The sequence below is a fragment of the Lysinibacillus sp. FJAT-14745 genome, from assembly GCF_001275675.1.
Taxonomy (GTDB): Bacteria; Bacillota; Bacilli; order Bacillales_A; family Planococcaceae; genus Lysinibacillus.
The window spans coordinates 89,231-112,750 of the sequence record NZ_LITM01000005.1 but is presented as its reverse complement, the minus strand read 5'-3'; the positions used below and the strand labels follow the sequence as shown (position 1 = coordinate 112,750).

The following is a 23,520-nucleotide window of genomic DNA, read 5'->3' as shown; positions in this document are numbered from 1 at the left end:
ATTCATTTTTAAAATGAGAGGCGAGTAAATTGTCAATAACAGTAGATCAAACTTTTTTGCCAGTTATCATACAATCGGGCCACAATGCATATGGGGTAGCCCGCTCCTTTTACGAAGCGTATCGAATAAAAAGCCTTGTCTTAGAACCAGCTTTGAAAACCAAAAACATTCGATCGCTCTTACTAGGTGGGGCACGAGGAATAGCAACTCAAAATAGTCAAATCATCGACTTTCAATCTGTGGACCGTTTAGATGAACCAGCTTATTTTGTACAAGCTTTAATCCACATCGCAAAGCAGTTCAAAAATAAGAAATTGATTTTACTTGCAAGTAATTGTTACTATGCGGAGCTTATCATTATCAATAAACAGACGCTACAACAATATTTTATTTTGCCATATATAGATGAGGATTTAATGAGGCGGATTCGAACAAAGGAAGAGTTTTATAAGTGTTGTGATTTATATAATATTAAATATCCAAAAACAGTGGTAGTGACAAAGGAGCATCATGCAATAAGTGATGTACCATTCGATTATCCGATGATTATTAAACCATCCAATGCAGTCGAATATACGAGTTGTTCCTTCCCTGAGAAGAAAAAAGTATTTCTTGTAAAAAATAAAGAAGAGCAGCAACAGATTATTAAAAATATTTATAGCTCTACGTATAAAGATTCTTTAATTTTTCAAGAATTTATTCCAGGTGATGATTCCTATATTCGTGTATTAGATGTTTACGTAGGGAAGGATAAGAAAGTTAAATTGATGTGTTTAGGTAACAAGCTTCTCGAAGATCCTTCACCACAAAATATTGGCAATTCTTTGGCGATTATGACGGATTTCGATGAACAGCTAATGGACAAAATACGTTATTTTTTAGAAGACATCGGCTATAATGGATTTGCCAATTTTGACATGAAACTAGATGTTCGTGACGGGCAATATAAAATATTTGAAATGAACTTACGATCTGGCGCTTCTAGCTATTTCGTGACAGCGAGTGGTCATAATTTAATGCAGTATGTCGCTAATGATTATGTATTCAATGAAAATCAAAAGCTAACGTATGTACAGACAAAGCATTTGTGGTCACTTATTCCAAAAAGGATGCTATTTAAAGGTTTAAAAAATGAAAAACTGAAAATAGAAGCTAAGCGATTAATAAAAAAGGGCGAATATTCGAATTCCTTATATTTTAGAGAAGATATGAACATAAAACGATGGACAAAGCTAAAACTATATAATTATTATTTGAATCTAAAATATAAAAAGTACTACAAATAAGGTCGAGCCAAGTGCAGGGACACCCTTTGATACAGAATCTTATCAAAGGTGTCCTATTCTTTTTGGGGAAGTATCGATATTTGGAAAAGTAAGGTAGCTAAGAGTAATTAAGTCTAAACCGCGACATTTAGTACGCAAACCTTGTAGGATGTTGCAATTATTAAGTATAATAGTAAAATGGGAATTCAAATGTATGGAATTCGTTTGAAAGGAGTTACCTGATTGCGATGAATGAAGAACAACGCTTAGCAAATCAACAAGTCAATCAACCAAAAAAAGAAGATAAGCCTGAAAAGGATTATAGTAAATATTTTGAAACGGTCTTTACGGCACCTTCATTAAAAGATGCTAAAAAACGTGGGAAAGAAGAAGTTAAGTACCATAAGGACTTTAACATTGCAGAAGAGTTTGCAGGTATGGGCACGGGACGTACTTTTTATATTCGTACGTATGGCTGCCAAATGAATGAGCACGATACGGAAGTTATGGCTGGGATTTTTATGCAGCTAGGTTATACGCCTACAGATGTAATTGATGAAGCTGATGTAGTGCTACTGAATACGTGTGCTATCCGTGAAAATGCAGAAAACAAAGTATTTGGAGAACTGGGCTTCCTACTAAAATATAAACGTAAAAATCCAGAAATGCTGATCGGGGTTTGTGGCTGTATGTCACAGGAAGAATCCGTTGTCAATAAAATTTTAAGAAGTTATCCACATATCGATATGGTGTTTGGTACACATAATATTCACCGTTTACCGAACATTTTAAAAGAAGCATATATGTCTAAGGAAATGGTCATTGAGGTTTGGTCTAAAGAAGGCGATGTTATTGAGAATCTGCCGAAAAAACGTCTTGGCTCCATCAAAGCTTGGGTAAATATTATGTACGGCTGTGATAAATTCTGTACGTATTGTATTGTACCTTATACGCGTGGTAAGGAGCGTAGTCGTCGTCCAGAGGAAATTATTGCTGAAGTTCGTGAACTAGCGGCTGCGGGTTATAAAGAAATTATGTTGCTGGGGCAAAATGTCAACGCTTACGGTAAGGATTTTGAGGATATTGAATATCGACTTGGTGATTTAATGGATGAATTACGAAAAATTGATATTCCACGCATTCGTTTTACAACGAGTCATCCACGTGACTTCGATGATCATTTAATCGAAGTTCTTGCACAACGTGGTAATTTAGTTGAACATATTCATTTACCAGTACAATCTGGTTCAAATGATGTGCTTAAAATTATGGCGCGTAAGTATACACGTGAGCATTTCCTTGGATTAGTAGCGAAAATTAAAGCGGCTATTCCGGAAGTAACACTAACGACTGATATTATCGTAGGCTACCCTAATGAGACAGAGGAGCAATTTGAGGAGACATTATCCTTGTACCGTGAAGTAGGCTTTGAAATGGCCTTTACTTATATTTATTCTCCTCGTGAAGGTACACCTGCCGCCAAAATGGTGGATAATGTACCTGAAGAAGTGAAAAAAGAACGTCTTCACCGTTTAAATGAGGTTGTAGGGGAATACTCTCGCAAAGCATTAGAGGGCTTGAAGGGTGAAATAGTAGAAGTCTTAGTCGAAGGTACAAGTAAAAAACGCGAGGATGTGTTAGCTGGCTATACGCGTAAAAATCGTCTTGTAAACTTTAAAGCGCCAGCAGATCTAATTGGTCAATTAGTGAAAGTAAAAATAGTTGAGGCTACTTCTTATTCTCTAAGTGGTGAGTTCGTAGAAGTAGTAAAAAATGAAAAGGTGGAAGCGTAAATGTCACAAGTACTATATACAAAAGATGATTTAATCAAGAAGTCACACGAAATTGCGCATATGATTGCCAATACGCCAGAAGTTGAATTTTTCAAAAAGGCTGAAGCACAAATTAATGAAAATCAATTAGTACGTGAACGTATTGCGAGTCTAAAAAGCCTACAAAAACAAGCTGTTAACTTCCAACACTTAGGAAAAGAAAAAGCGCTTAAATTAATTGAAGATAAAATCGAAAAAATCGAAGAAGAAATCAATGCAATCCCAGTAGTTCAACAATTTAAAGAATCTCAAGGTGATGTAAACGATTTATTGCAATTAGTGTCGAACACAATTGCTAACAATGTGACAAATGAGATTATTCGTTCAACTGGTGGGGATTTACTTTATGGAGAAACTGGCTCACAAGTAGCAAATTCAAGACCAGGTAGCTGCTCATAAAAATAATAGAAGTAATAGCTCGAATGACAGCATTCGGGCTATTTTTATGTGTTTAACTTCTTTCAGCGGGTGTGTCCAAACATCCCAATACTCGTGGAAATTAGCGCAATTCAGACAACATAGTATGAAAAAGTCAGTAATTTGATTCTATAAAAATATATGTTCACCCAATAGGCGCTACCTGCATATGATGGAGTGAAAAGAGTCAAAGGAGGAATTGCGCTGAAACGTTTACGACAAATCGTGACGAGAGCAGTAGTTGCCAAAGGGAAGAAGAGAACGGAAGAACGTGTAACATTAAGTCCATCGAATAAACCGACAAGTATTCTCGGTTGCTGGGTCATCAATCATACTTGCTCCGCGAAAAAAGTCGGTAAATTTGTAGAAGTATCAGGGAAATTTGATGTCAATGTATGGTATGCCTATAGTAGTCATTCGAAAACAGCAGTGTTTTCTGAAACGGTGCACTATAAAGACAAAGTGAAGCTTTCTTTTAGAGAAGGCGAAGTGAGTGCTGGTGATGATGTTCGTGTACGTGTCATTCAAGAGCCAAACTGCATAGAGGCAATCATTTCTCCATGTGGTACGAAGTTTGAAATCGTAGTAGAACGTGAACTCGTTGTAGAGGTAATGGGAGAAACGACGATTTGCATTAGTGTACATCCACTAGATTTCGAAGAGGAATGGAACTTTGATGAGAGCTCATCCTCGTCTTCATCTAGCTCCAGTTCCAGCTCATCTTCTAGCTCAAGTGAAGAAGGTAGGTATGTTTTAGAGTCCTCATCGTTTCCTGATGAAAGACCAAGATAATACTAAAGATTTTATACATGCGAAGCGCTAGCATCTTAAAAAAGGTGATTTAAGCGTTTCGCATGTATCTTTTGTTATAATAAAAATATCTATATGGTTAGAGCGAGGTAAATTTTAAAATGACAACATATACACCAATGATGCAACAGTATTTGCAGGTAAAGGAAGATTACAAGGATGCCTTTTTATTTTTTAGATTAGGCGATTTTTACGAGATGTTTTTTGAGGACGCTATTAATGCTTCTCAACTTTTAGAAATTACATTAACGAGCCGAGATGCGGGTGCAAAAGAGCGTATTCCAATGTGTGGTGTTCCGCATCATTCGGCAAGAAATTATATTGAAACTCTTGTGCACAAGGGCTATAAGGTTGCAATTTGTGAGCAAACAGAAGATCCAAAGCAAGCAAAGGGTGTAGTGAAGCGAGAAGTCGTACAGCTTATTACACCGGGTACGATCATGGAAGGTAAGTCGCTTGATGGTAAAACCAATCATTTTATTGGTGCTGCGGAGCAATTCGACGATACGACATATGGCTACGCTTATTTAGACTTATCTACAGGTGAAGCAGTAGCCTCCTCAATTGAGGGTGATGGTAAAGCACTTTTATTGCAAATGCAGGCATATGGTATTCGTGAATTAATTGTCACGGAAAGTTTGCAACTTCTATTAGCAGAGCATGCAGTAAATGCAGGTATTGTTCTTTCTATTGGAACAGATGAAATGACAATGGATCAAGCTGCACATTATTTAGAAGCGGTGCCAAATGATTTACAGATTGCTTGCCTTCGTTTGCTAGCTTATATTGATAAAACGCAAATGCGTTCATTATCACATATTCAAGCATTTACTTACAATGAAATGAAAAATTATTTACGTATTGACTCTAGTTCAAAACGTAATTTAGAGCTTATTCAATCTATTCGCGGAGGCGATCAAAAGGGCACACTCTTATGGTTGCTAGATGATACTGTGACTGCAATGGGAGGGCGAAAGTTAAAGCAATGGTTACACCAACCTCTTGCTTCACGTTCTGCGATTGAAGCGAGACTTGCAAACGTCACTGATTTATTGGAGGAGTATTTTGTAAGAACGGAACTTCAAGCCTCTTTAAAACAAGTATATGATTTAGAGCGTTTGGCTGGACGTGTAGCTTTTGGTAATGTTGGTGGACGTGATTTAGCACAGCTACGTGATTCATTACGTCAAGTACCTGCCATTCAGCAGCAATTACTTGGTGCCAATAAAGAAACGTTGCAAAAGCTAGGCGCTGCACTTGATACGTGTGCGGATGTAGAGGCACTATTAGCTCGTGCTATTACAGACAATCCTCCAATTACGATTAAAGAGGGTGACGTCATTCGAGATGGCTATGATGAGCGCTTGGATGAACTACGTTATGCTTCTCGTAATGGGAAGGATTGGATTGCGCAGCTAGAGCAAGAGGAACGGATAAAAACAGGCATTAAAAACTTAAAAATCGGCTACAATCGAATTTTTGGCTACTATATTGAAATTACGAAATCTAATATCCATTTAGCTGATTTAACACGTTATGAACGTAAACAAACTTTGGCCAATGCTGAGCGTTACATTACTCAAGAGCTTAAGGAAAAAGAAGCATTAATTTTAAATGCCGAGGAAGAAAGTTTAACATTAGAGTATAACTTATTTGTGACAATACGTGATGAATTAAAGGCGTTTATTCCACGTGTCCAAGCGTTAGCGGCAAGCATTAGTGAGCTAGATGTACTATTAAGCTTTGCAAGTGTTTCAGAGAAATATCGTTTTACGAAGCCTGAGTTTCATGGCGGACGTTCACTAGAAATTATTGAAGGGCGTCATCCGGTTGTTGAGAAAATGCTCAATAAGCAAATGTATGTACCAAACGATTGTGTACTTGAGGAAAATAATAATATGATGCTTATTACAGGTCCGAATATGTCCGGTAAAAGTACGTATATGCGTCAGGTTGCACTAATTGTTGTGATGGCACAAATGGGCTGCTATGTGCCTGCTGAAAAAGCTAGATTACCAATTACAGATCAGATCTTTACACGCATCGGTGCAGCGGATGATTTAGCTGCGGGACAATCAACATTTATGGTGGAGATGTTAGAATCTCAGCACGCGATTACGCATGCTACAAGAAATAGTTTAATGCTGTTTGACGAAATTGGTCGAGGGACTTCTACTTATGATGGCATGAGTCTTGCGCAATCCATGATGGAATACATCCATGACAAAATTGGGGCAAATACACTGTTTTCAACTCACTATCATGAATTAACGGCACTCGAAAAGGAGCTTTCCCGACTGCAAAATGTACACGTATCTGCTACTGAAAAAAATGGCACGGTTGTCTTTTTGCATAAGGTGAAAAAGGGAGCTGCCGATAAATCTTACGGAATTCATGTAGCACAGCTTGCACAATTGCCAGAGGAAATTTTAACAAGAGCACAAGTGCTACTTGAAAACTTCGAGGCTGGAAAAGAAGTGACTGTGTCACAGGAGATTGCTGAAAAGCCAATGCAGGTCACTGAAAAGCCAATGCAAATGTCACTATTTATGGAAGAAGAACCAATTTCTCCAGCAGAGTCTGAGGTGCTTAAAAACCTAGAAAAAGTAAATATTCTGGGCACTTCACCAATGCAAGCGATGAATATTTTATACGAACTACAGCAGCAACTAATAAACGCAAAAAAGTAAAGGAGTGATGCGCTATGGGAAAAATACAAATTATGGACGAGTGGCTGTCCAATAAAATCGCGGCAGGCGAAGTAGTTGAAAGACCAGCCTCTGTAGTTAAAGAGCTTGTTGAAAACGCCATTGATGCAGGAAGTACGTCCATTGATGTTTTTTTACTAGAAGCGGGCCTCACTTCAATTCAAGTAATTGATAATGGTAGTGGTATGGATGAAGAGGATGCATTAATATCATACTCTCGCCATGCGACAAGTAAAATTCATCAGGAGCATGATTTATTTCGAATTCGTACACTTGGCTTCCGTGGTGAGGCATTAGCTTCTATTGCATCGGTATCAAAAATGACACTCATTACATCTAATGGTGAATCAGGAACGTATTTAGAGCTTGAGGGTGGGCATGTTGCTACACATAAACCTGGCCCTTTGCGCAAGGGAACAGATATTACAGTGGCACAGCTATTTTTCAATACACCTGCTCGCTTAAAATATATGAAAACAATACAGACCGAGCTCGGACATACCATTGATTTGATGAACCGTCTTGCACTCGGAAATCCACAAATTGCGTTTAGATTACTGCATAACGGCCAGCAATTGTTACAAACAAATGGACGAGGTGACGTACAACAAGTATTAGCTGCCATTTACGGTGTGCATAATGCTAAGAAAATGGTGGCATTCAATGGAGAGTCACATGATTATAAAATTTCTGGCTTCGTATCATTACCCGAGGTGACTCGTGCTTCGAAAAACTATATGTCGTTGTTTGTAAATGGTCGCTGGGTGAAACATTATTTAGTACAAAAAGCGATTGTAGACGCCTATCATACGTATTTGCCCATTGAACGTTTTCCAATTGTCGCGCTCTATATAGAGGGAGATCCTTATTTAACAGATGTCAATGTCCATCCTGCCAAACATCAAGTACGTTTAAGTAAAGAGCATGAGCTTCTTAAGCTTATTGAGGAAACGATACGTGAGAAAATCCGCCATGTTATTCGAGTACCACTAATGGAAAAGAAGGAGAAAGTGGTAAAGCCTGCGACGGAGCAGTTAAATATATGGAAACCAGCACCAAAGCTTGATGTGGAGAAAATGAATGCCATTGTAGAAAAGCTTTATGATGTGCAAACTGTTCAGGAGTCGAATACATTAGAGCCTATAGTGCCAGAACCTAAATCCGTTCCTACCGATATTGAAGATAGCTGGCAACCGACACCAGTGATAGAAGTAAATCATCCTGAAGAAGTAAATTATCCTGAAGAAGTGAAGCTAGAGGAGCCAGTGGAAAATCTAGAGGATGAGCCAGCTAAAGAACCATTCCCTGCGCTTGAAGTGGTAGGGCAAATTCACGGCACGTATATTGTTGCACAAATGGAGGATGGCTTTTATTTAATTGATCAGCACGCCGCTCAAGAGCGTATCAAATATGAATTTTTCCGTGAAAAGGTCGGTCAGGTGAACCCAAATGAGCGTCAGGCTTTATTGCTTCCATTGACCTTCCATTATGCTGCTGACGAGGCTCTTATATTAAGAGAAAATAGACAGGAATTAGAAGCTGTTGGCGTATTTTTAGAGGAATTTGGACAGGCTTCATTTGTCGTGAGAGAGCATCCTAGCTGGTTCCCTAAGGGAAAAGAACAGGAAATTATTGAGGACTTAATTGAACAGGTGCTGACAACCAAAAAAGCAGACGTCAAAAAATTACGTGAGGCGGCAGCGATTATGATGAGCTGTAAAAAGTCAATAAAGGCCAATCATTATTTAACGAAAGAGCAAATGGATACGTTACTGCAAGATTTACGCAATGCAGACAATCCGTTTACATGCCCACACGGACGTCCAGTACTTATTCATTTTACAACTTATGAAGTGGAAAAAATGTTTAAACGGGTAATGTAGTTGTAAGCCTAACAATTTATTATAAGAACAATCAAGAGCAACATGAACAGTCCATGCTGCATAAAAGGCAATTAGAACATAATACAAATGAAGTTAAAGTTTCTATGCATAAAGTTATTGCTAGTTATACAGGCTGGCATACACGTATTTTCAAATTAGAGCTAATGGGGGAGAAGAGTATGTTTTCATTTGAGCATCGTCCTAAAATTATGCAGTTTTTAGAGCAATATAGTTTTGACGTTTTAGTCATTGGTGGTGGCATCACTGGTGCTGGCATTGCACTTGATGCAGCATCTAGAGGGTTATCAGTCGCTTTGATTGAGAAGCAGGATTTTTCTGCTGGCACATCAAGCCGTTCAACAAAGCTTATTCATGGTGGACTTCGTTATTTAAAGCAACTTGATGTAGGTGTAGTTGCTGAGGTTGGGCGTGAACGTGAAATTGTTTATGACAATGCTGTTCACGTGACAACGCCTGAAAAAATGTTACTACCTTTATATAAAAAGGGCTCACTTGGACCATTTACAACATCAATGGCACTGAAGGTATATGATCGATTAGCAGGTGTTAAAAAGCATGAGCGTAGAACAATGTTAAACGCTCAGGAAACGGCAGCGCTCGAGCCTTTACTCAATCGAGATGAGCTTATTGGTGGTGGCTATTACGTTGAATATCGTACAGATGATGCCCGTCTGACAATTGAAGTGCTGAAAAAAGCTGTGGAATACGGCGCGCTTTGTTTAAATTATGCGGAGATGACAGAATTTTTATATGAGAAGAAAAAGCTTGTTGGGGTACAAGTGAAGGATCATGTTACAGGGAAAATGATCGAAGTACATGCTGCGCAAATCGTCAATGCTACTGGACCTTGGGTAGATGAGGTACGCCAAAAGGATAAAGTAGTAGATAAAAAACAATTGCGTCTCACAAAAGGGGTCCATATTGTCCTTGATCAAAAGGATTTTCCATTACGGCAAGCAGTGTACTTTGATATAGTGGATGGGCGTATGGCCTTTGCAATTCCACGTGATGGTAAAGCCTATGTAGGGACAACAGATACAGTTTACGAGGGAGACCCTGTACATCCTGTCGCTACCAAAGAGGATGTTGATTATTTAATTGCTGCTGCAAGAACTGTCTTTCCAACTGCAAATATTTCAAGAGATACGATTGAATCGTCGTGGGCAGGTGTGCGTCCACTTATTTTTGAAAAAGGGAAAGATCCATCCGAAATTTCACGCAAAGATGAACTATGGACGGCTCCAAGTGGACTAATGACGATTGCGGGTGGCAAACTAACGGGCTACCGTCAAATGGCAGAAACAATCGTTGATAAAATTGTGAAAACCCATAAATATAAGCACGCAAGTCCATGTGTAACACGTGAGTTATCACTTTCTGGTGCAAAAGGCATTAATGCCATCAATTTCACTGATTATAGTACGTATAAAGCTAAAGAGGGCGTGCAGTATGGTCTAAATTATGATGAAGCAAAACAGCTTGTACAAAAATATGGCACGAATGTTGATGCTTTATATAACCAGGTAAAATATTTACATGAACATGGCAGTACGATGCCCCTTGCTCTACATGCAATGCTACTTTATGGAATAGAAGCGGAAATGGTGTACACACCAAGTGATTTCTTTATTCGTCGAACAGGCTTATTATACTTCGATATTGATGCGGTAAAACGTTATAAAAAGCAAGTCATTCAAGTTATGCAACAACATTTTAACTATACAGAGTCACAAAGAAGTACTTATGTAGCTCAACTAGAGCAAGCTATTTTAGATGCAACAAATTTTGCGGAGGAAGGAGTGTAGGCAATGCGCTATATTGAAATGTCAGATGGCCATTTTCTGTTTACTCGAACATTAAAGCCAACGAAGCCATGTATTGGTCATATTCATATTCTACATGGTATGGCGGAGCATAGTGGACGTTATGTTAAATTTGCCAATAGCCTAAACGAAGCGGGCTATGCAGTGACAATGCATGATCACCGAGGGCATGGAGAAACAGTAGCCTATAATGGTACATTAGGATTTTTTGCTGAACAAAATGGATTTGATCGTGTCGTAGAGGATGCACATGAAGTAGTAACATTATTGCATGAACAATTTGCAGATGTACCTTTGATTTTATTTGGTCATAGTATGGGATCGTTCATTACTCGAAGATATATACAATTGTACAGCGATCAAGTGGATCATGTGATTCTTTGTGGAACAGGGAATGTTACAGCATTGCATACGATGGGGAATTTAGTAGCAAAAGTATTAGCCAAACAGCTTGGTAAAGAGACGGAGAGTAAATTGTTAAATAAGCTGAGCTTTGGTAGCTTTAATAAACAGTTCCCAAATTCGAAGACTGCGTATGATTGGTTATGTTCAGCAGAGGGCGAGGTGCAAAAATATATCGATGATCCGTATTGCGGCTTTATTCCAACACATCAATTTTTTGTCGATTTAACAACAGGTTTTATGTCGTTAAATCGTAAAAAAGAGATAGCAAAAACAAAAAAAGACTTACCTATATTATTGATAAGTGGTAGTAAGGATCCAGTAGGAGAGCAAGGCAAAGGTGTATACACTGTTGCACAACAATTTACAGAAGCGGGTATACAGGATGTAACGGTCTACTTATTTGAGGATAAGCGCCATGAAATCCTAAACGAAGACAATCAAGAGGCAGTCTATCAAGTTTTATTACGGTGGTTAGAAAAATATGATACAAGATAAAATACAGCAGGCAGAGGTCGTAGCAATCGTAGGGCCGACTGCTTCTGGGAAAACGGCACTAAGCATTGAGTTAGCAAAAAAATATAACGGCGAAATCATCAACGGCGACTCCATGCAAATCTATCAAGGCTTAGATATTGGTACAGCGAAAATTACTGAGGAAGAGATGGAGGGTATACCCCATCATTTACTAAGCTTCAAAGAGCCAACAGAGTCCTTTTCAGTAGCAGACTATCAAAAATTAGTGCGAGCTAAAATTGCAGAAATTCAAGCGCGTGGTAAGCTACCGATTATCGTAGGGGGCTCAGGTTTATATGTGCAGGCTGTACTCTATGATTTTCAATTTACAGAGGAGCAGGTAGATGAGGCGGCACGGAAAGCCTATTATGCAGAACTGGAGAAATTGGGTCCAGAGGCAATGCACGCTAAACTTAAAAAACTTGATCCACAAACAGCTGAGACAATTCATTCCAATAATACTCGTCGTGTTATTCGAGCGTTAGAGATGATTGAACTTAGTGGCGTTTCAAAGGCATCCGAAGCGCACAATCGTGGAGAAGTTCCACTTTACAATCATGTGATTATAGGGCTTGGGCAAAATATGTCACGTGAAGTGCTTTATGATCGTATTAACCTTCGTGTCGATATAATGATGGAACAAGGGCTTTTAGAAGAAGTAAAAGGCTTATGGCAGCAAAATATACGAGGTGTACAGTCAATCCAAGCAATCGGCTACAAGGAATTATATGATTACCTAGATGGAAAATGTTCTTTAGAAGAAGCCATTGACAGCTTAAAGCAAAATTCTCGCCGCTATGCGAAAAGACAACTAACATACTTCCGAAACAAGATGGATGTATATTTTGTTCATAATGACGAAAAACTTTAACTAATTCTTAAAAATCACTAATTGCTAAATTGGTAGAACATGCTACTATAGGAATGAAGAGGTAGAAAGAGAGTATAGGGAGGCATTTTGATGAAATCAATTAACTTGCAAGATACATTCTTAAACCATCTACGTAAAAACAATGTTTTTGTAACTGTGTTTTTATTAAACGGATTTCAGTTAAAAGGAACTGTGAAATCCTATGATAATTTTACAGTATTATTACTAGATGCTGAAAGTAAGCAACATCTCATTTACAAACACGCTATTTCTACATTTGTTCCAGCAAAGCAAGTAGATTTTTTAGAGACAGACGAATAGAAACGTTAGAGTAAAACAGTTAGTGTTCATGACACTAGCTGTTTTTTTGCCTTCAGGCTATAATGTAAGAGGAAATCGACATATTGGAGGACTACACATATGAAAACTATGGATACAACAGAAATATTAGAACTATTAGATGCGAACGAAGACCTATACATTATTGATGTTCGTGAAGATGATGAGGTAGCACAAGGCATGATCCCTGGTGCTCAGCACATTGCTCTTGGGACAATCCCTGAGCGCTTAGGTGAATTGGATGCTTCTAAGCCATACATTATCGTTTGCAAGGCAGGCGGTCGTTCAGCAAATGCTTGTGCATACCTAGAAGCTCAAGGCTTTGACGTAACAAACCTTGAAGGCGGCATGCTTGCTTATGATGGAGAGTTAGAATTTAAATAATTATCGATTAAAACCCTCGTTTAGGCGAGGGTTTTTCTTGTACAATCGAGTTGATATTAGGTTGAAGCCTTGTTAAATAGCTATTACAACAGCCACTACACGAGAATTAATATTGTGCCAAGCACCATTCTTTAGTTTCTTGATCGGCAAAGGATGCTTCTACACTATTTAAATAAATTTGTCGATAATCTTCTTCGCTTAGATTAAATTCATTGTTAACTAAATGGATTTCTTTAGCCATTGTAGTATCTGATACTGTTCTGTTATCCGTATTAAATGTCACTTTTATTCCATCTTTATGAAACTTATAAATCGGATGTTCAGAATAATGATGAACAGCTTTCGTTTGGACATTACTTGTTGGACACATTTCAAGCACAACCTGTCTTTCTTTCACAATCTTATAAGCCTCGGCACAATCTTTAATAAATACTCCGTGACCTATTCTTTCAGCACCCAACAGTTCAACAGCCTCTAAAACGTTTTTACCAATTCCCGTTTCACCGGCATGAATAGTGACTCTGTAGCCATATTCTTTGGCTAATGCGATAGGATCTACGAATTTTTCACAGAAGCCCTCTTCTTCGGATGCACATAGGTCAATTGCCACTACACCTTTTCCAAGGAACTTTTTCCCCTTTTCAACCACCTCAAATGCGCTTTCTACAGACATCGTCCTCATGCAAGACAGGATAATATTTCCCTTTATTTCGTAACAGCTTTCAGCGTCCCTCATCCCTTCTATAACAGCTTGAATGACCTCTTCAACACTAAGACCTTGTAATGTGTGAAGTAACGGGGCAAATCTGACTTCTAAATATTTCACATTTTCCCTTGTAGCATCCTCAAATAGCTCAAAAATAATTCTTCTTAAGTTCTCCTTAGACTGCATGACCAAATTAGGAAGAGAAAATCTTTTTAAATATTCATCAAGAGATTCACATTCTAACGGAGCAATCAGCTCCTTTTGCAGTTCATTCGTATCAAAAGAGGGTAACTGAATGCCTTCCTTCTGTGCAATATCGATAATAGTTTCAGCCCTAAGGCTTCCATCTAAATGACAGTGTAGTTCAATTTTTGGTAATGTTAAAAAGTTCATTTTTGACCTCCGGAAATAAAATTTTAGATTAAAATACAAAAAAATTCCTGACTACAAAGAAAATACAAGATTTGTACTTTCTTCGTAATCAGGAATTTCGGTTCCTGGTAGAGACCCCCAAACCATATTATTGGGGTTATACGAGATATTATTGAATTCATTCACGATTTTTAATATGATAATAAAAAAATTTCGGATTGTCAACATGGTTCTTAACACCGATAAATGATTTTGTTTATTCTAAAAGAATATTCTACATTTACACTTTACTTTGCTCATATCATCTAATCAACCGTTTCCAAAAATTGAGACGCTGCTTTGGAAATTTGTTGGTCTTTTAATTTTACTATTACAGGCTCTAAATGAAAATCAAATTGTTTCAATTCAAAAAGCGTTGTATGTTCTAAAAATTGCGATGTGTAATCCATCCTTGGAATAATGGATAATCCTAGTCCTCTACTAACAAGTGCTACTACCATCCTTATATCTTTACACTCGATAATGATATTTGGCTTGACTTGACGTTCATCAAACGCTTTGAAGAGGTCTTCATGGAAGGAGAGTCCTTCCATTGCCCCAAGCATAATGAATGGGAACTGAGCAATCTGTTCAATCGTCACATGCTGTGATGAAAACGATGTTGCCCAACTTGTTGGAATAATTACAGCGGTTGGTTGTTTTTTTAATATTTTCATCTCATATTGATCACTATTGCCCAATCGTAAAAGTAAGGCAACATCAATTTCTCTTTGTTCTAGCCTTTTTAATAATTCTTCTGAATTTCCTGTTACTATATTCATTTTAACATTTGGATTTTGTGTTCTAAACATACTAATATAGTCAATGAGCATATTCGAACATGTCGACGATACACCGATACTTACTGTTCCTGCTATACCCTGTTCAATTTCTTGAATTCGCTGCTTTACATCTTGAATTTGCATTAGCATTTGATTGGCATATTGGTAAAGTATTTCACCTGTTTCTGTAAGCTCCCATTTTTGACGATATCGATGAATTAAAGTTGTGCCAAGATCATTTTCAAGCTTTTTTAACAACTGACTAAGCGGCGGCTGCGCGATATGGAGCACTTCTGCTGCTTTAGAAATACTTCCTTGTTTCACAATTTCTTTAAAGTAATGTAATTGTCGAAAATCCATTGCATCTCTCCGTTATATGTTTTTTGATATGATTAGTTTATCATATATATATTTTTCGTATCTTGAATTTGACGTTATTATTAATTCTATAGCTATAGTGCTTATATTAATATTAACTAGGAAGTGAGAAATATTATGAATCATTTGAACAGAACCTTGAAGCGTATCATCTTGTACGTGATCGGGTTATTTTTTATGTCGATTGGCATTAGCATGTCGATTCAAGCAGGATTTGGGGTATCGCCTGTGTCTTCATTAGCATATGCAAGTACGCTAACGATTGGTTTATCGGTTGGTGTGACAATGGCACTTGCAAATATTTTATACATTATTATTCAAGTAATATTAAATAAACGAATGGCGTTAAATGAATTTGCAGTTCAATTCATTATTTCATTTCTATTTGGTTCTTTTATGGATGCAACGCTCTTCATTGTACAACTTTTTCCAACACCTGAAACCATCTTTGCTCGAAGTGTATATTTAATTGTTAGTTTATTTGTTATAGCAGTCGGTTTAATGGGCTATACAACAGCGAAACTACCATTAATGCCGTACGATGCGTTAACTTATGCAATAAGTGAAAAGTTTAATTTGAAATTCGGTCAAGCAAAAATTTTAAGCGATTTAATAAATATTTGTGTGGCTGGTGCAATCTGTGTAATTTTCATTCAATCATTAGGATCAATCGGAATTGGTACACTAATTGCTGCCTATTTTATCGGAAAAATTTTGGGATGGATGTTACCAAAATATCAACCAACTCTTCAACACTGGGTATTTAAAACAGAGAAGACTGCCTAAGGAATCATAGTAAAGTACAAGGAAAGGGGAATGTCTAATTTGTAAATGTACATTTAGTAAAGAAGGGCAAAACACTAATCATACGCACCCGTTTGTTGAATAACTGTCGCCCAACCTTCACTCCAATCAACTAATATACAAGGTATATATTAAAAAAATGTCATCCACAACTTTGATGATGAACCAAAATTATATTAATAAGCCAAATTTAAACAAAAATTAAACGAAATTTAAACTTACTTGCTTAAAATTGGTCTTAATACATAGAAAAGGACTGATTGAGAGTGACAAAAGGTAAGAAACGTAAGACTTTATTTTCATTAAGTATAGCTCTAACAAGCTTTGTAGCGTTTAACGGAGTTTCAAATGTTTCAGCAGCAGTTCCGGCAATAGAAGAGCGCGAATTAGAGAATAATTCGGAAGCAACGCAAGCCCGCACATCCAATGAAACACTTCAAGAGTGGAAAAAGTGGACAAACGATCATGCTTACAGCTTAACATCTATTCAACCTGAAGCAATTGGTCAACAAAACATTCCATCTACTAAATTTGAAGATTTAGAGATGCTAAAGTCTTTATTGCATGATAAGCGCATCGTTTTTTTAGGGGAAAGTTCTCATGGTGTGGCTGAATTTAATCTAGCAAAAACACGTATTATTCAATTTTTACACCAAGAAATGGGCTATAACGTTCTTGCCTTTGAAAGTGGTTTGGGGAATGCCATGAATGCCCAAGGTAATATTGATAAACAAACAGCACAACAAACGATGAAGGATGCTATTTTCCGTGTATGGTGGACAAAAGAAACACTACCGTTATTTGAATATAGTAAAAAAACACAGAATACAGATAAACCATTAAAATTAGCAGGCTTTGATATTCAACAGCAAGGTGAGTTTACGAACGGTGACTGGCTACAAAATAGTCAGCTTGCTAAACAGTTCGGTGAAGCAGAGAAGCAACTTGCAGAATGGAGCTACAGTAATGATTTAAAGGGCTATCAAAAAGTAAAACCAAACATTATTGCAATATATAAACAAGTAAAATCACAAGTACCGCTTAAAGAAAAAGAGTTAAAAGCGGCTTATCCAAGCGAGCCTCATATTGTAAAGCTTATGGAACGTACTTTTGCTGACCGTATTCGTTTAGCGGAGGAATATGTAGAATTATCAATTAAAACAACTATTGAACTTGAACAAGATAAATATGATTCTTATTTAAAGACAATGGAATGGCGTGATCAAGCGATGATGGAAAACCTACTTTGGTTAGCGGAAGATATCTATCCAACTGAAAAGTTTATAGTCTGGGCGCATAATGACCATATTCGTAAAGCACAATCCGAAGTAAAGGGTTCCCCTGATTCTGTAAAATTAATGGGTGAACGTCTACCAGATATCTACAAAAAATATAGCTATGTACTTGGTCTTTATATGGCTAGTGGTGAGACTGCAAACAATCTGCGCGAACCAATGTCTGTCTTACCACCAATAAAAGGATCAATCGAGGATATTCTTTCATCGACAAATGAACCTTACACATTTATCGACTTACGCAGCCGTCAAAATGAACGAGGGAACTCATGGATGTTTGAGCCACGCTTATCATATAGCTGGGGAATCATGGAGGAAAGTCTAGTTCCACGCGATCAATATGATGGCATTCTACTAATTGATAAAGTAAGTAAGCCAAATTATATAAAGTGAAACTTTAATCAGTGGGGACTTTCATCATCTCCACTGATTATTAGTTGAACGAATTGGGCTTTTAATAAAAATGTAGAAATAGCAAACTATCGAAGCAGCTCATTCCATCAGGGTATCTAAAACCTATCTAGCCGCATTATAGACGGACTGCAGCTAATATCCCACCACATCAACAGCACCATTTGCCACTTAGTCATTACCCTCATCAAGTGGTAGAGTCAGGATTTTGCGTTTATAAAACGATAAGGATAAGAAGTCTTGTAATCTCAATGTTTTTTAGTTCGTTCCAATAGAGCAACCCTATTGAGATAAAAGTGAATTATTGAGAATAAAGACTTCTTAATGTCTCAAATATCTTAACGTTGTAAATCCGCATTTTCAGGACACTACCCCATATTAAATTATACTCAAACATTTTATTAAAAAATTATATAAATACTTCAGGTGTGTTGATTAACCATTTTTATACATCCAAAGAGGCTGATTTCCGCTACGGGCTACTCGCTTTCCTGCGGGCGAGCGTCGAGCCGCTTCCTCCGCTTCGCTCCGTGCAGGGTCTCGTCTGTCTCGCTTTCCCGCGGGAGTCGAGTAGCCCTACGCTACAATCAGTTAAAATGTAAATATATTGGAAAAGTGGTAACGAAAAAATCCTTTTATCGCTCAATAATAAACTTATTTTTTCCTAATCAACACGCCTGTAAATACTTATTACTTCTATTCTTTTAGTTTAATTATATCAGTTTCCCCAACTAACCTGCCTATTTAGTGAAAGTATGATTCTTCACAAATTCTCGATATTCGTAATAAGTAGTGGATTACTTTATTTATTAATCTCCTCAAAGGGTTCAAAAATCGAATTGATTCAATGTTCTAAACGCTCAAATAAACAGTTACTATTTGGCAAGTACAGGTACAGTATTCACTTGTTCAGGAATTATAAAAAAAACAGTACTTAAAAAAACGAGCAAGCTGCGTCCAAAATAGGAAAGGCTAAAGCAGCACCAGAGCTCTCACCTAATCGCATATTCATTAGTGTGACATTTGCAAAATAGTTTTTTTAAAAGTGAAGCACAGTGGCTGTTACTTATTTAATACTAATAGATCTAGTTTAATAGCTGTAACGACAGCCCCTAAACGAGTATCTACATCTAATTTACGAATAATAGATGAGATATGATACTCCACGGTTCTCTTACTTATCCCTAATTCTACACTAATCTCACTATTTGTTTTATCTTCTGCAATTCGTTTTAAGATTTCAAGTTCTTTAGGCGTTAGATTAATCATACGAAAACACTCCCATCATTCATTTTCATGTGATATCGTATCAGTAAATTCCATTTTATTCTACATTTTGGATATAATTTAACATTTTAAAGCGTATAGAAAGTGACAAATTTCCAAAAATCTAATTAGTAATAACCAAAATTGCGTCATATACGGATATATTTCTTTTTGATTTTTGTTAAATTTGAACTATAAACCAAATTGGTGAATACATATTAATACCTAATAGTCAATTGTTTTGTCATTAATATTTAAGGAGGTAGAAAAATGTTAAAGAGATTTAATCACGGGTTCAATACTGCAGAATCTCGTTCTAAATGGTGTGTTTTTTGTGATACAAAAGACTACTGTAATAAGTGCGATTCGATGGATTGGGGGTGTTCTGGAGGATGGGAAACTTGATTTCCAAATCCGATTTTTTGGTAGAACCGCATATCTCAAACCGATTAAATTGCACTAATTGCTGGGCAAAAAATTTATGTGGTGGTGGATGTCATCATGAGAATTTAGATTTGACAGGTAAAGTAACAACACCCCCTATACATTATTGTATTTTAACTCAAAAGCAATTAGAGGCTACACTATATTTATATTTACGTTTAACAGAAGAACAAAGAGAAATATTGTTGGAAAAGAAAAATATGAAAGAGCTCGTTAAAAATGGAAATCAAAATTAAGAATTTAGCTAAAAGTTATAAAAAAATAAAAGTATTAGATAATATTTCTTTAGAAATTCATAACGGAGTTTTTGGTTTATTGGGTGAAAATGGTGCAGGGAAAACAACTTTAATGGAAATAATATCCACTTTACAGCCATTTAATCATGGTGAAGTTGAAGTGGCGGGGATAAATTTGAAAAAAAACCCTGAAGAAGTTCGTAAAATATTAGGTTATCTTCCGCAAAAATTCGATTTTTTTCCGAAAGTTACTTTAGAGGAGGCTTTCGATTATTTATGTAAGCTAAAAGGGATTAACGATAGAGAGACTCGGTTAAATGAAGCCAATGTAAGGCTTCAAGAAGTGGGGTTATTAAATGAACGTAAAAAATATATTCAGGAGCTTTCAGGTGGAATGAAGCAACGTTTTGGTATTGCTCAAGCTTTAATCGGTAATCCAAAAATAATACTCATTGATGAACCGACTGTAGGTTTAGACCCTCATGAACGCATTTCATTTCGAAATTTAATTACCCGAATTAGTCGAGATAAAATCATTTTACTTTCTACACATATTGTTCAAGATATAGCTTCCACATGTAAAAATTTGATGGTGCTACAAAAGGGGCGGGTGAATTACATAGGTAGCACAATTAACCTTATTGATCAAGTTCGAGGGAAAGTTTGGCTTTATAATATTATGGAAGATGAAATACCTCAGGCTGAATTATTTGTATCGTTACAGGATAAAGGAAACAGCATTGAAATTCGTTACATTGCAGATAGTCCAATTCCAGGAAGTATAGAGACGGATCCTACCTTAGAGGATGCTTATATTTATATTAATAGAAAAGAGATATCAGCATGAAAGAATTACCAAATTTAATGAACTTTGAGCTTAAAAGACTAATAAAAAGCCGTGCGATTTTCATATGTCTAATACTTATTATGTTTGCTCTTCCTGTTGTGATGAACAGCTTAGACTCGAATGGGACCGCTCATGAAAAATGGTACGGAACGCTTCAGTTACAAATGATTTTCCTACTTATTCTAATACCAAGCCTTGTTTCATATGTGTGGAAGGGCTATCTACAGCCATTTGAGAAGGCTGTTATCCTGCTGAAGTTAAAAAAGAGGACTATGTATATATTAGCTAAAATAATAGCTGTTTTTATTTTTGTTTCTCTTTACATTTTTCTCTTTTATCTAGGTTATTTTATGTACTATGCAAGGGAAATACCAATTAGCTTACTTATTATTACGTTATTTCATGTTTTCAGTTCTATCCTCTACTGTGTCGCTTTTAGTTTTTTTATTTCCTTTTATTTAAAACGAACAATATATTTACATATTTTATCAATATTGTATTTGGTGATAAGTATATATTTAAATTCACCTTATTTCTCTATATGGTTTAATCCTGATTTTATGCTAAAACAAATGAGCGAACTGATTTTTAATTTAAAGAGGATAGTTTTTTTATGTATTGGAATGCTATTCATATTTGGGAATGTGTTTCTTTTTAATAGAAGGGTGAATGGATGATGAAGGATATCCTTTTATTTTGGTCAAAAGTTGTCATTCGAAGTGATTATTTGTTAACTTATTATGCCGTAGTCGTTATATTGTGTATCTCTCAATTTTTCTTTACAGCGAGTGATGCTCAAGCATTGATACCGATGTATGGCATTTTTTCTAGTGTACTAACTACCCAAATAATTACACTACATCAACGATATCAAGTAGAAAAAATATTTATGATTTCGCCACTGTCAAATAGAACACTAATATTATGGCAATGGTTATTTAGCTTTATACTGACAATTCCTGCATTAATGTTATTAGTTGGGTTTGAGAAATACATTTATGCAGAGACTCCTATTTGTAAAATTTTGCTTATAGCTTCTATTTTCCAATTCTTCGCTATATCAATAGCGTTTTTGTTTTCGACTATTTTTTCTAATCAGTCAGTGTCAATTATTATGATTGTTATCATCTATTTTTTATTAATGCTAATGCATGGTTATAAATTAGAAATGATTCAATATATAGCCCCTACACTTAATTTTATGTATCCAGATTATATTAATTCTTTAAATCTAATGGGTGTTTTAACGATATGTTTAGGATCTATAGCTGCTGCAATTTTATTTAGTAAAAGGGCAAGCATCCCAAAAGAAAAGTGGGTCGCCGGTTGCTTTATAAGTATTATGTTATTAATTTTATTTAGTTTGCATTTGTATGAGGGATATAAAGAGAAAGAGCTTTTAATTAAGCCTTATCAAAGCTACACGTTTGAAGAATTTACTGTAGAGTACAAAGGTGTTAGCCAAGAAAAAGCAAACAATTATGCATCCGTATACAAAGATATTACACGAGAAATGAAGGGATTTGGTGTAGGGAACAAAATATATGATACGTTAAAAATTACTAGAGTTTATAGTATCCCAAGTAAAGATAGGATAGAAAATATAATTAGTACTTCGGGAGATATAGTTGAGATACGTCCTTATTCAAATAAATTTTTTGAATTTAATTATGGCTATAACATTACAGAGGATATTATTAATACATTAATGAGTGAGACATGGAAGACTAAAGAACAAACAAATTGCTACGAGATTTTGAAAAAAATCATTGAACAAAAGGTTATACTAACTAACAAAAGTTCACTCTTTAGTAACGTTAAAAAAGAGTCAATGGAAAGTCTAGAATTTAATACTACTGAGTTATATGTTAAAAATTTCTTAAATGTTTTGAATGAGAATCCGAAAAATGCATATCAGTATATTGTAAAGTTAAAAGCAATTTAATAGTAGCTTTGCATAGGGGGACCGAACATTTATTCATGAGAATATTAGTAGAAGTATTTAGATATACAAGTATATATAAAACAAAATTATTTCTAGTAAATATTTTAATGGGCCTTTCAATGATATTAGGTATAGTTCATCCTCTATTATTCGGTAAATTTATTGATTTTATAACAGTAAAGGATCTCAATAGTGCATCAAACATGATTATTTTTATGGCTTTACTTTTTCTTGTTAATCTTTTTTTTAAAATAATCCAAAAATATTACTTGGCGAAATTTGCATGCTATATACAAATGGATATCAAATTAAAAATGATTAAACGAATAATGAAAATGGACATGGATGAGTATCAATTGAAAGCTAAAGGCGAATTAATGAATAAAATAGAAAATGATACGAAAGCATTTTCTGAGGTAGTTTCTGAGTTTTTAAGCATAGTAATAGATTTTATTAGCATAATAATAGTAATTGTTATATTGATAAATATTAATATAATTTTAGCATCTATTTTATTCCTATCATGTCCTTTAGCGATCATCATTTTTAAATATTTTGGAAAAAGGATAAGGATGATGGATACTCACATAAAGAAAGATTTAGATCATTATTTAACCTATTTAGGAGAACTTTTATCGTCTTTTAAATTCACTACCGTCGCATGAATTTTAACTGAAATTTCAGATTTATTATTCCGCCTTTTTAGAGTAAAAACGAAGACATG

General features: G+C 35.9%; 20 protein-coding genes, 2 pseudogenes and 1 riboswitch. Of the genes and pseudogenes, 18 read left to right on the top strand and 4 right to left on the bottom strand.

The window, feature by feature from the left end:
* Positions 1-35 precede the first annotated feature (35 nt).
* The 11 genes from AMS59_RS07910 to AMS59_RS07860 all read left to right on the top strand — a co-directional run bounded on the left by AMS59_RS07910 (position 36) and on the right by AMS59_RS07860 (position 13,271).
* On the top strand, positions 36-1,286 hold the full coding sequence (locus AMS59_RS07910; protein ID WP_053483625.1) for a hypothetical protein: 1,251 nt from the start codon (positions 36-38) through the stop codon (positions 1,284-1,286).
* Between the two features lie 227 nt (positions 1,287-1,513).
* Entirely contained in the window at positions 1,514-3,058 is a 1,545-nt protein-coding gene (gene miaB, locus AMS59_RS07905; RefSeq protein WP_053483210.1) for a tRNA (N6-isopentenyl adenosine(37)-C2)-methylthiotransferase MiaB, read from the top strand.
* On the top strand, positions 3,059-3,496 hold the full coding sequence (locus AMS59_RS07900; protein WP_053483209.1) for a RicAFT regulatory complex protein RicA family protein: 438 nt from the start codon (positions 3,059-3,061) through the stop codon (positions 3,494-3,496). It begins immediately after the preceding gene.
* Positions 3,497-3,691: 195 nt separating this feature from the next.
* Complete coding sequence (gene cotE, locus AMS59_RS07895) at positions 3,692-4,306, top strand: outer spore coat protein CotE (protein ID WP_234007711.1); 615 nt, start codon at positions 3,692-3,694, stop codon at positions 4,304-4,306.
* A gap of 119 nt (positions 4,307-4,425) precedes the next feature.
* Entirely contained in the window at positions 4,426-7,014 is a 2,589-nt protein-coding gene (mutS, locus tag AMS59_RS07890; RefSeq protein ID WP_053483208.1) for a DNA mismatch repair protein MutS, read from the top strand.
* A gap of 14 nt (positions 7,015-7,028) precedes the next feature.
* Complete coding sequence (gene mutL, locus AMS59_RS07885) at positions 7,029-8,915, top strand: DNA mismatch repair endonuclease MutL (protein ID WP_053483207.1); 1,887 nt, start codon at positions 7,029-7,031, stop codon at positions 8,913-8,915.
* 179 nt (positions 8,916-9,094) lie between these two features.
* The gene (locus AMS59_RS07880) at positions 9,095-10,741 is read left to right on the top strand and encodes a glycerol-3-phosphate dehydrogenase/oxidase (protein WP_053483623.1); all 1,647 of its coding nucleotides are present in this window, start codon (positions 9,095-9,097) and stop codon (positions 10,739-10,741) included.
* A 3-nt stretch (positions 10,742-10,744) separates the two neighbouring features.
* Positions 10,745-11,659: an alpha/beta fold hydrolase gene (locus tag AMS59_RS07875; RefSeq protein WP_053483206.1), complete on the top strand. Its 915-nt coding sequence runs from the start codon at positions 10,745-10,747 to the stop codon at positions 11,657-11,659.
* Entirely contained in the window at positions 11,646-12,548 is a 903-nt protein-coding gene (miaA, locus tag AMS59_RS07870) for a tRNA (adenosine(37)-N6)-dimethylallyltransferase MiaA (RefSeq protein ID WP_053483205.1), read from the top strand. The genes AMS59_RS07875 and miaA overlap by 14 nt, the downstream gene beginning before the upstream one ends.
* 90 nt (positions 12,549-12,638) lie before the next feature.
* Positions 12,639-12,869 (top strand): RNA chaperone Hfq, encoded by a 231-nt coding sequence (gene hfq, locus AMS59_RS07865; RefSeq protein ID WP_053483204.1) that lies wholly within the window; start codon positions 12,639-12,641, stop codon positions 12,867-12,869.
* 99 nt (positions 12,870-12,968) lie between these two features.
* Positions 12,969-13,271 (top strand): rhodanese-like domain-containing protein, encoded by a 303-nt coding sequence (locus tag AMS59_RS07860; protein WP_053483203.1) that lies wholly within the window; start codon positions 12,969-12,971, stop codon positions 13,269-13,271.
* A gap of 106 nt (positions 13,272-13,377) precedes the next feature.
* Here AMS59_RS07860 and add read toward each other — a convergent pair whose 3' ends face one another.
* Both add and AMS59_RS07850 read right to left on the bottom strand, forming a co-directional pair.
* Positions 13,378-14,370, bottom strand: coding sequence for an adenosine deaminase (gene add, locus AMS59_RS07855; protein ID WP_053483202.1), 993 nt, complete (start codon positions 14,368-14,370; stop codon positions 13,378-13,380).
* Positions 14,371-14,435: 65 nt separating this feature from the next.
* Positions 14,436-14,534, bottom strand: a riboswitch (purine riboswitch).
* Positions 14,535-14,654: 120 nt separating this feature from the next.
* Complete coding sequence (locus AMS59_RS07850; protein WP_053483201.1) at positions 14,655-15,530, bottom strand: LysR family transcriptional regulator; 876 nt, start codon at positions 15,528-15,530, stop codon at positions 14,655-14,657.
* Positions 15,531-15,665: 135 nt separating this feature from the next.
* Here AMS59_RS07850 and AMS59_RS07845 point away from each other — a divergent pair, with 135 nt between their 5' ends.
* Together AMS59_RS07845 and AMS59_RS07840 are read left to right on the top strand one after the other, a co-directional pair.
* Positions 15,666-16,334, top strand: a complete 669-nt coding sequence (locus AMS59_RS07845; RefSeq protein ID WP_053483200.1) for a YitT family protein — start codon at positions 15,666-15,668, stop codon at positions 16,332-16,334.
* Positions 16,335-16,618: 284 nt separating this feature from the next.
* Positions 16,619-18,040, top strand: coding sequence for an erythromycin esterase family protein (locus tag AMS59_RS07840; RefSeq protein ID WP_053483199.1), 1,422 nt, complete (start codon positions 16,619-16,621; stop codon positions 18,038-18,040).
* 952 nt (positions 18,041-18,992) lie between these two features.
* Here the strand turns inward: AMS59_RS07840 and AMS59_RS24955 are convergent.
* Positions 18,993-19,070 (bottom strand): annotated as a pseudogene (locus AMS59_RS24955) (nicotinate-nucleotide--dimethylbenzimidazole phosphoribosyltransferase); the annotation flags it as partial.
* A gap of 50 nt (positions 19,071-19,120) precedes the next feature.
* A pseudogene (locus AMS59_RS07835) lies at positions 19,121-19,318 on the bottom strand (LuxR C-terminal-related transcriptional regulator); the annotation flags it as partial.
* Positions 19,319-19,594: 276 nt separating this feature from the next.
* Here AMS59_RS07835 and AMS59_RS26925 point away from each other — a divergent pair.
* The 5 genes from AMS59_RS26925 (at position 19,595) to AMS59_RS07810 (ending at position 23,461) form a co-directional block, all read left to right on the top strand.
* Positions 19,595-19,729, top strand: a complete 135-nt coding sequence (locus AMS59_RS26925) for a freyrasin family ranthipeptide (RefSeq protein WP_156304588.1) — start codon at positions 19,595-19,597, stop codon at positions 19,727-19,729.
* On the top strand, positions 19,717-20,004 hold the full coding sequence (locus AMS59_RS07830) for an SPASM domain-containing protein (protein ID WP_156304587.1): 288 nt from the start codon (positions 19,717-19,719) through the stop codon (positions 20,002-20,004). Before AMS59_RS26925 ends, AMS59_RS07830 begins: the two co-directional genes overlap by 13 nt.
* Positions 19,988-20,851, top strand: a complete 864-nt coding sequence (locus tag AMS59_RS07825) for an ABC transporter ATP-binding protein (protein ID WP_053483196.1) — start codon at positions 19,988-19,990, stop codon at positions 20,849-20,851. The genes AMS59_RS07830 and AMS59_RS07825 overlap by 17 nt, the downstream gene beginning before the upstream one ends.
* A gap of 673 nt (positions 20,852-21,524) precedes the next feature.
* On the top strand, positions 21,525-22,796 hold the full coding sequence (locus AMS59_RS07815) for a hypothetical protein (RefSeq protein ID WP_053483194.1): 1,272 nt from the start codon (positions 21,525-21,527) through the stop codon (positions 22,794-22,796).
* 35 nt (positions 22,797-22,831) lie between these two features.
* Positions 22,832-23,461, top strand: a complete 630-nt coding sequence (locus AMS59_RS07810) for an ABC transporter transmembrane domain-containing protein (protein WP_053483193.1) — start codon at positions 22,832-22,834, stop codon at positions 23,459-23,461.
* Positions 23,462-23,520 lie beyond the last annotated feature (59 nt).

Coding starts and splice junctions, on each gene's coding strand:
- miaB (WP_053483210.1), top strand. CDS start 1,514: ATGAATGAAGAACAACGCTTAGCAAATCAACAAGTCAATCAACCAAAA.
- AMS59_RS07900 (WP_053483209.1), top strand. CDS start 3,059: ATGTCACAAGTACTATATACAAAAGATGATTTAATCAAGAAGTCACAC.
- mutS (WP_053483208.1), top strand. CDS start 4,426: ATGACAACATATACACCAATGATGCAACAGTATTTGCAGGTAAAGGAA.
- mutL (WP_053483207.1), top strand. CDS start 7,029: ATGGGAAAAATACAAATTATGGACGAGTGGCTGTCCAATAAAATCGCG.
- AMS59_RS07880 (WP_053483623.1), top strand. CDS start 9,095: ATGTTTTCATTTGAGCATCGTCCTAAAATTATGCAGTTTTTAGAGCAA.
- AMS59_RS07875 (WP_053483206.1), top strand. CDS start 10,745: ATGCGCTATATTGAAATGTCAGATGGCCATTTTCTGTTTACTCGAACA.
- miaA (WP_053483205.1), top strand. CDS start 11,646: ATGATACAAGATAAAATACAGCAGGCAGAGGTCGTAGCAATCGTAGGG.
- hfq (WP_053483204.1), top strand. CDS start 12,639: ATGAAATCAATTAACTTGCAAGATACATTCTTAAACCATCTACGTAAA.
- AMS59_RS07860 (WP_053483203.1), top strand. CDS start 12,969: ATGAAAACTATGGATACAACAGAAATATTAGAACTATTAGATGCGAAC.
- add (WP_053483202.1), bottom strand. CDS start 14,370: ATGAACTTTTTAACATTACCAAAAATTGAACTACACTGTCATTTAGAT.
- AMS59_RS07850 (WP_053483201.1), bottom strand. CDS start 15,530: ATGGATTTTCGACAATTACATTACTTTAAAGAAATTGTGAAACAAGGA.
- AMS59_RS07845 (WP_053483200.1), top strand. CDS start 15,666: ATGAATCATTTGAACAGAACCTTGAAGCGTATCATCTTGTACGTGATC.
- AMS59_RS26925 (WP_156304588.1), top strand. CDS start 19,595: ATGTTAAAGAGATTTAATCACGGGTTCAATACTGCAGAATCTCGTTCT.
- AMS59_RS07830 (WP_156304587.1), top strand. CDS start 19,717: ATGGGAAACTTGATTTCCAAATCCGATTTTTTGGTAGAACCGCATATC.
- AMS59_RS07825 (WP_053483196.1), top strand. CDS start 19,988: ATGGAAATCAAAATTAAGAATTTAGCTAAAAGTTATAAAAAAATAAAA.
- AMS59_RS07815 (WP_053483194.1), top strand. CDS start 21,525: ATGATGAAGGATATCCTTTTATTTTGGTCAAAAGTTGTCATTCGAAGT.
- AMS59_RS07810 (WP_053483193.1), top strand. CDS start 22,832: ATGAGAATATTAGTAGAAGTATTTAGATATACAAGTATATATAAAACA.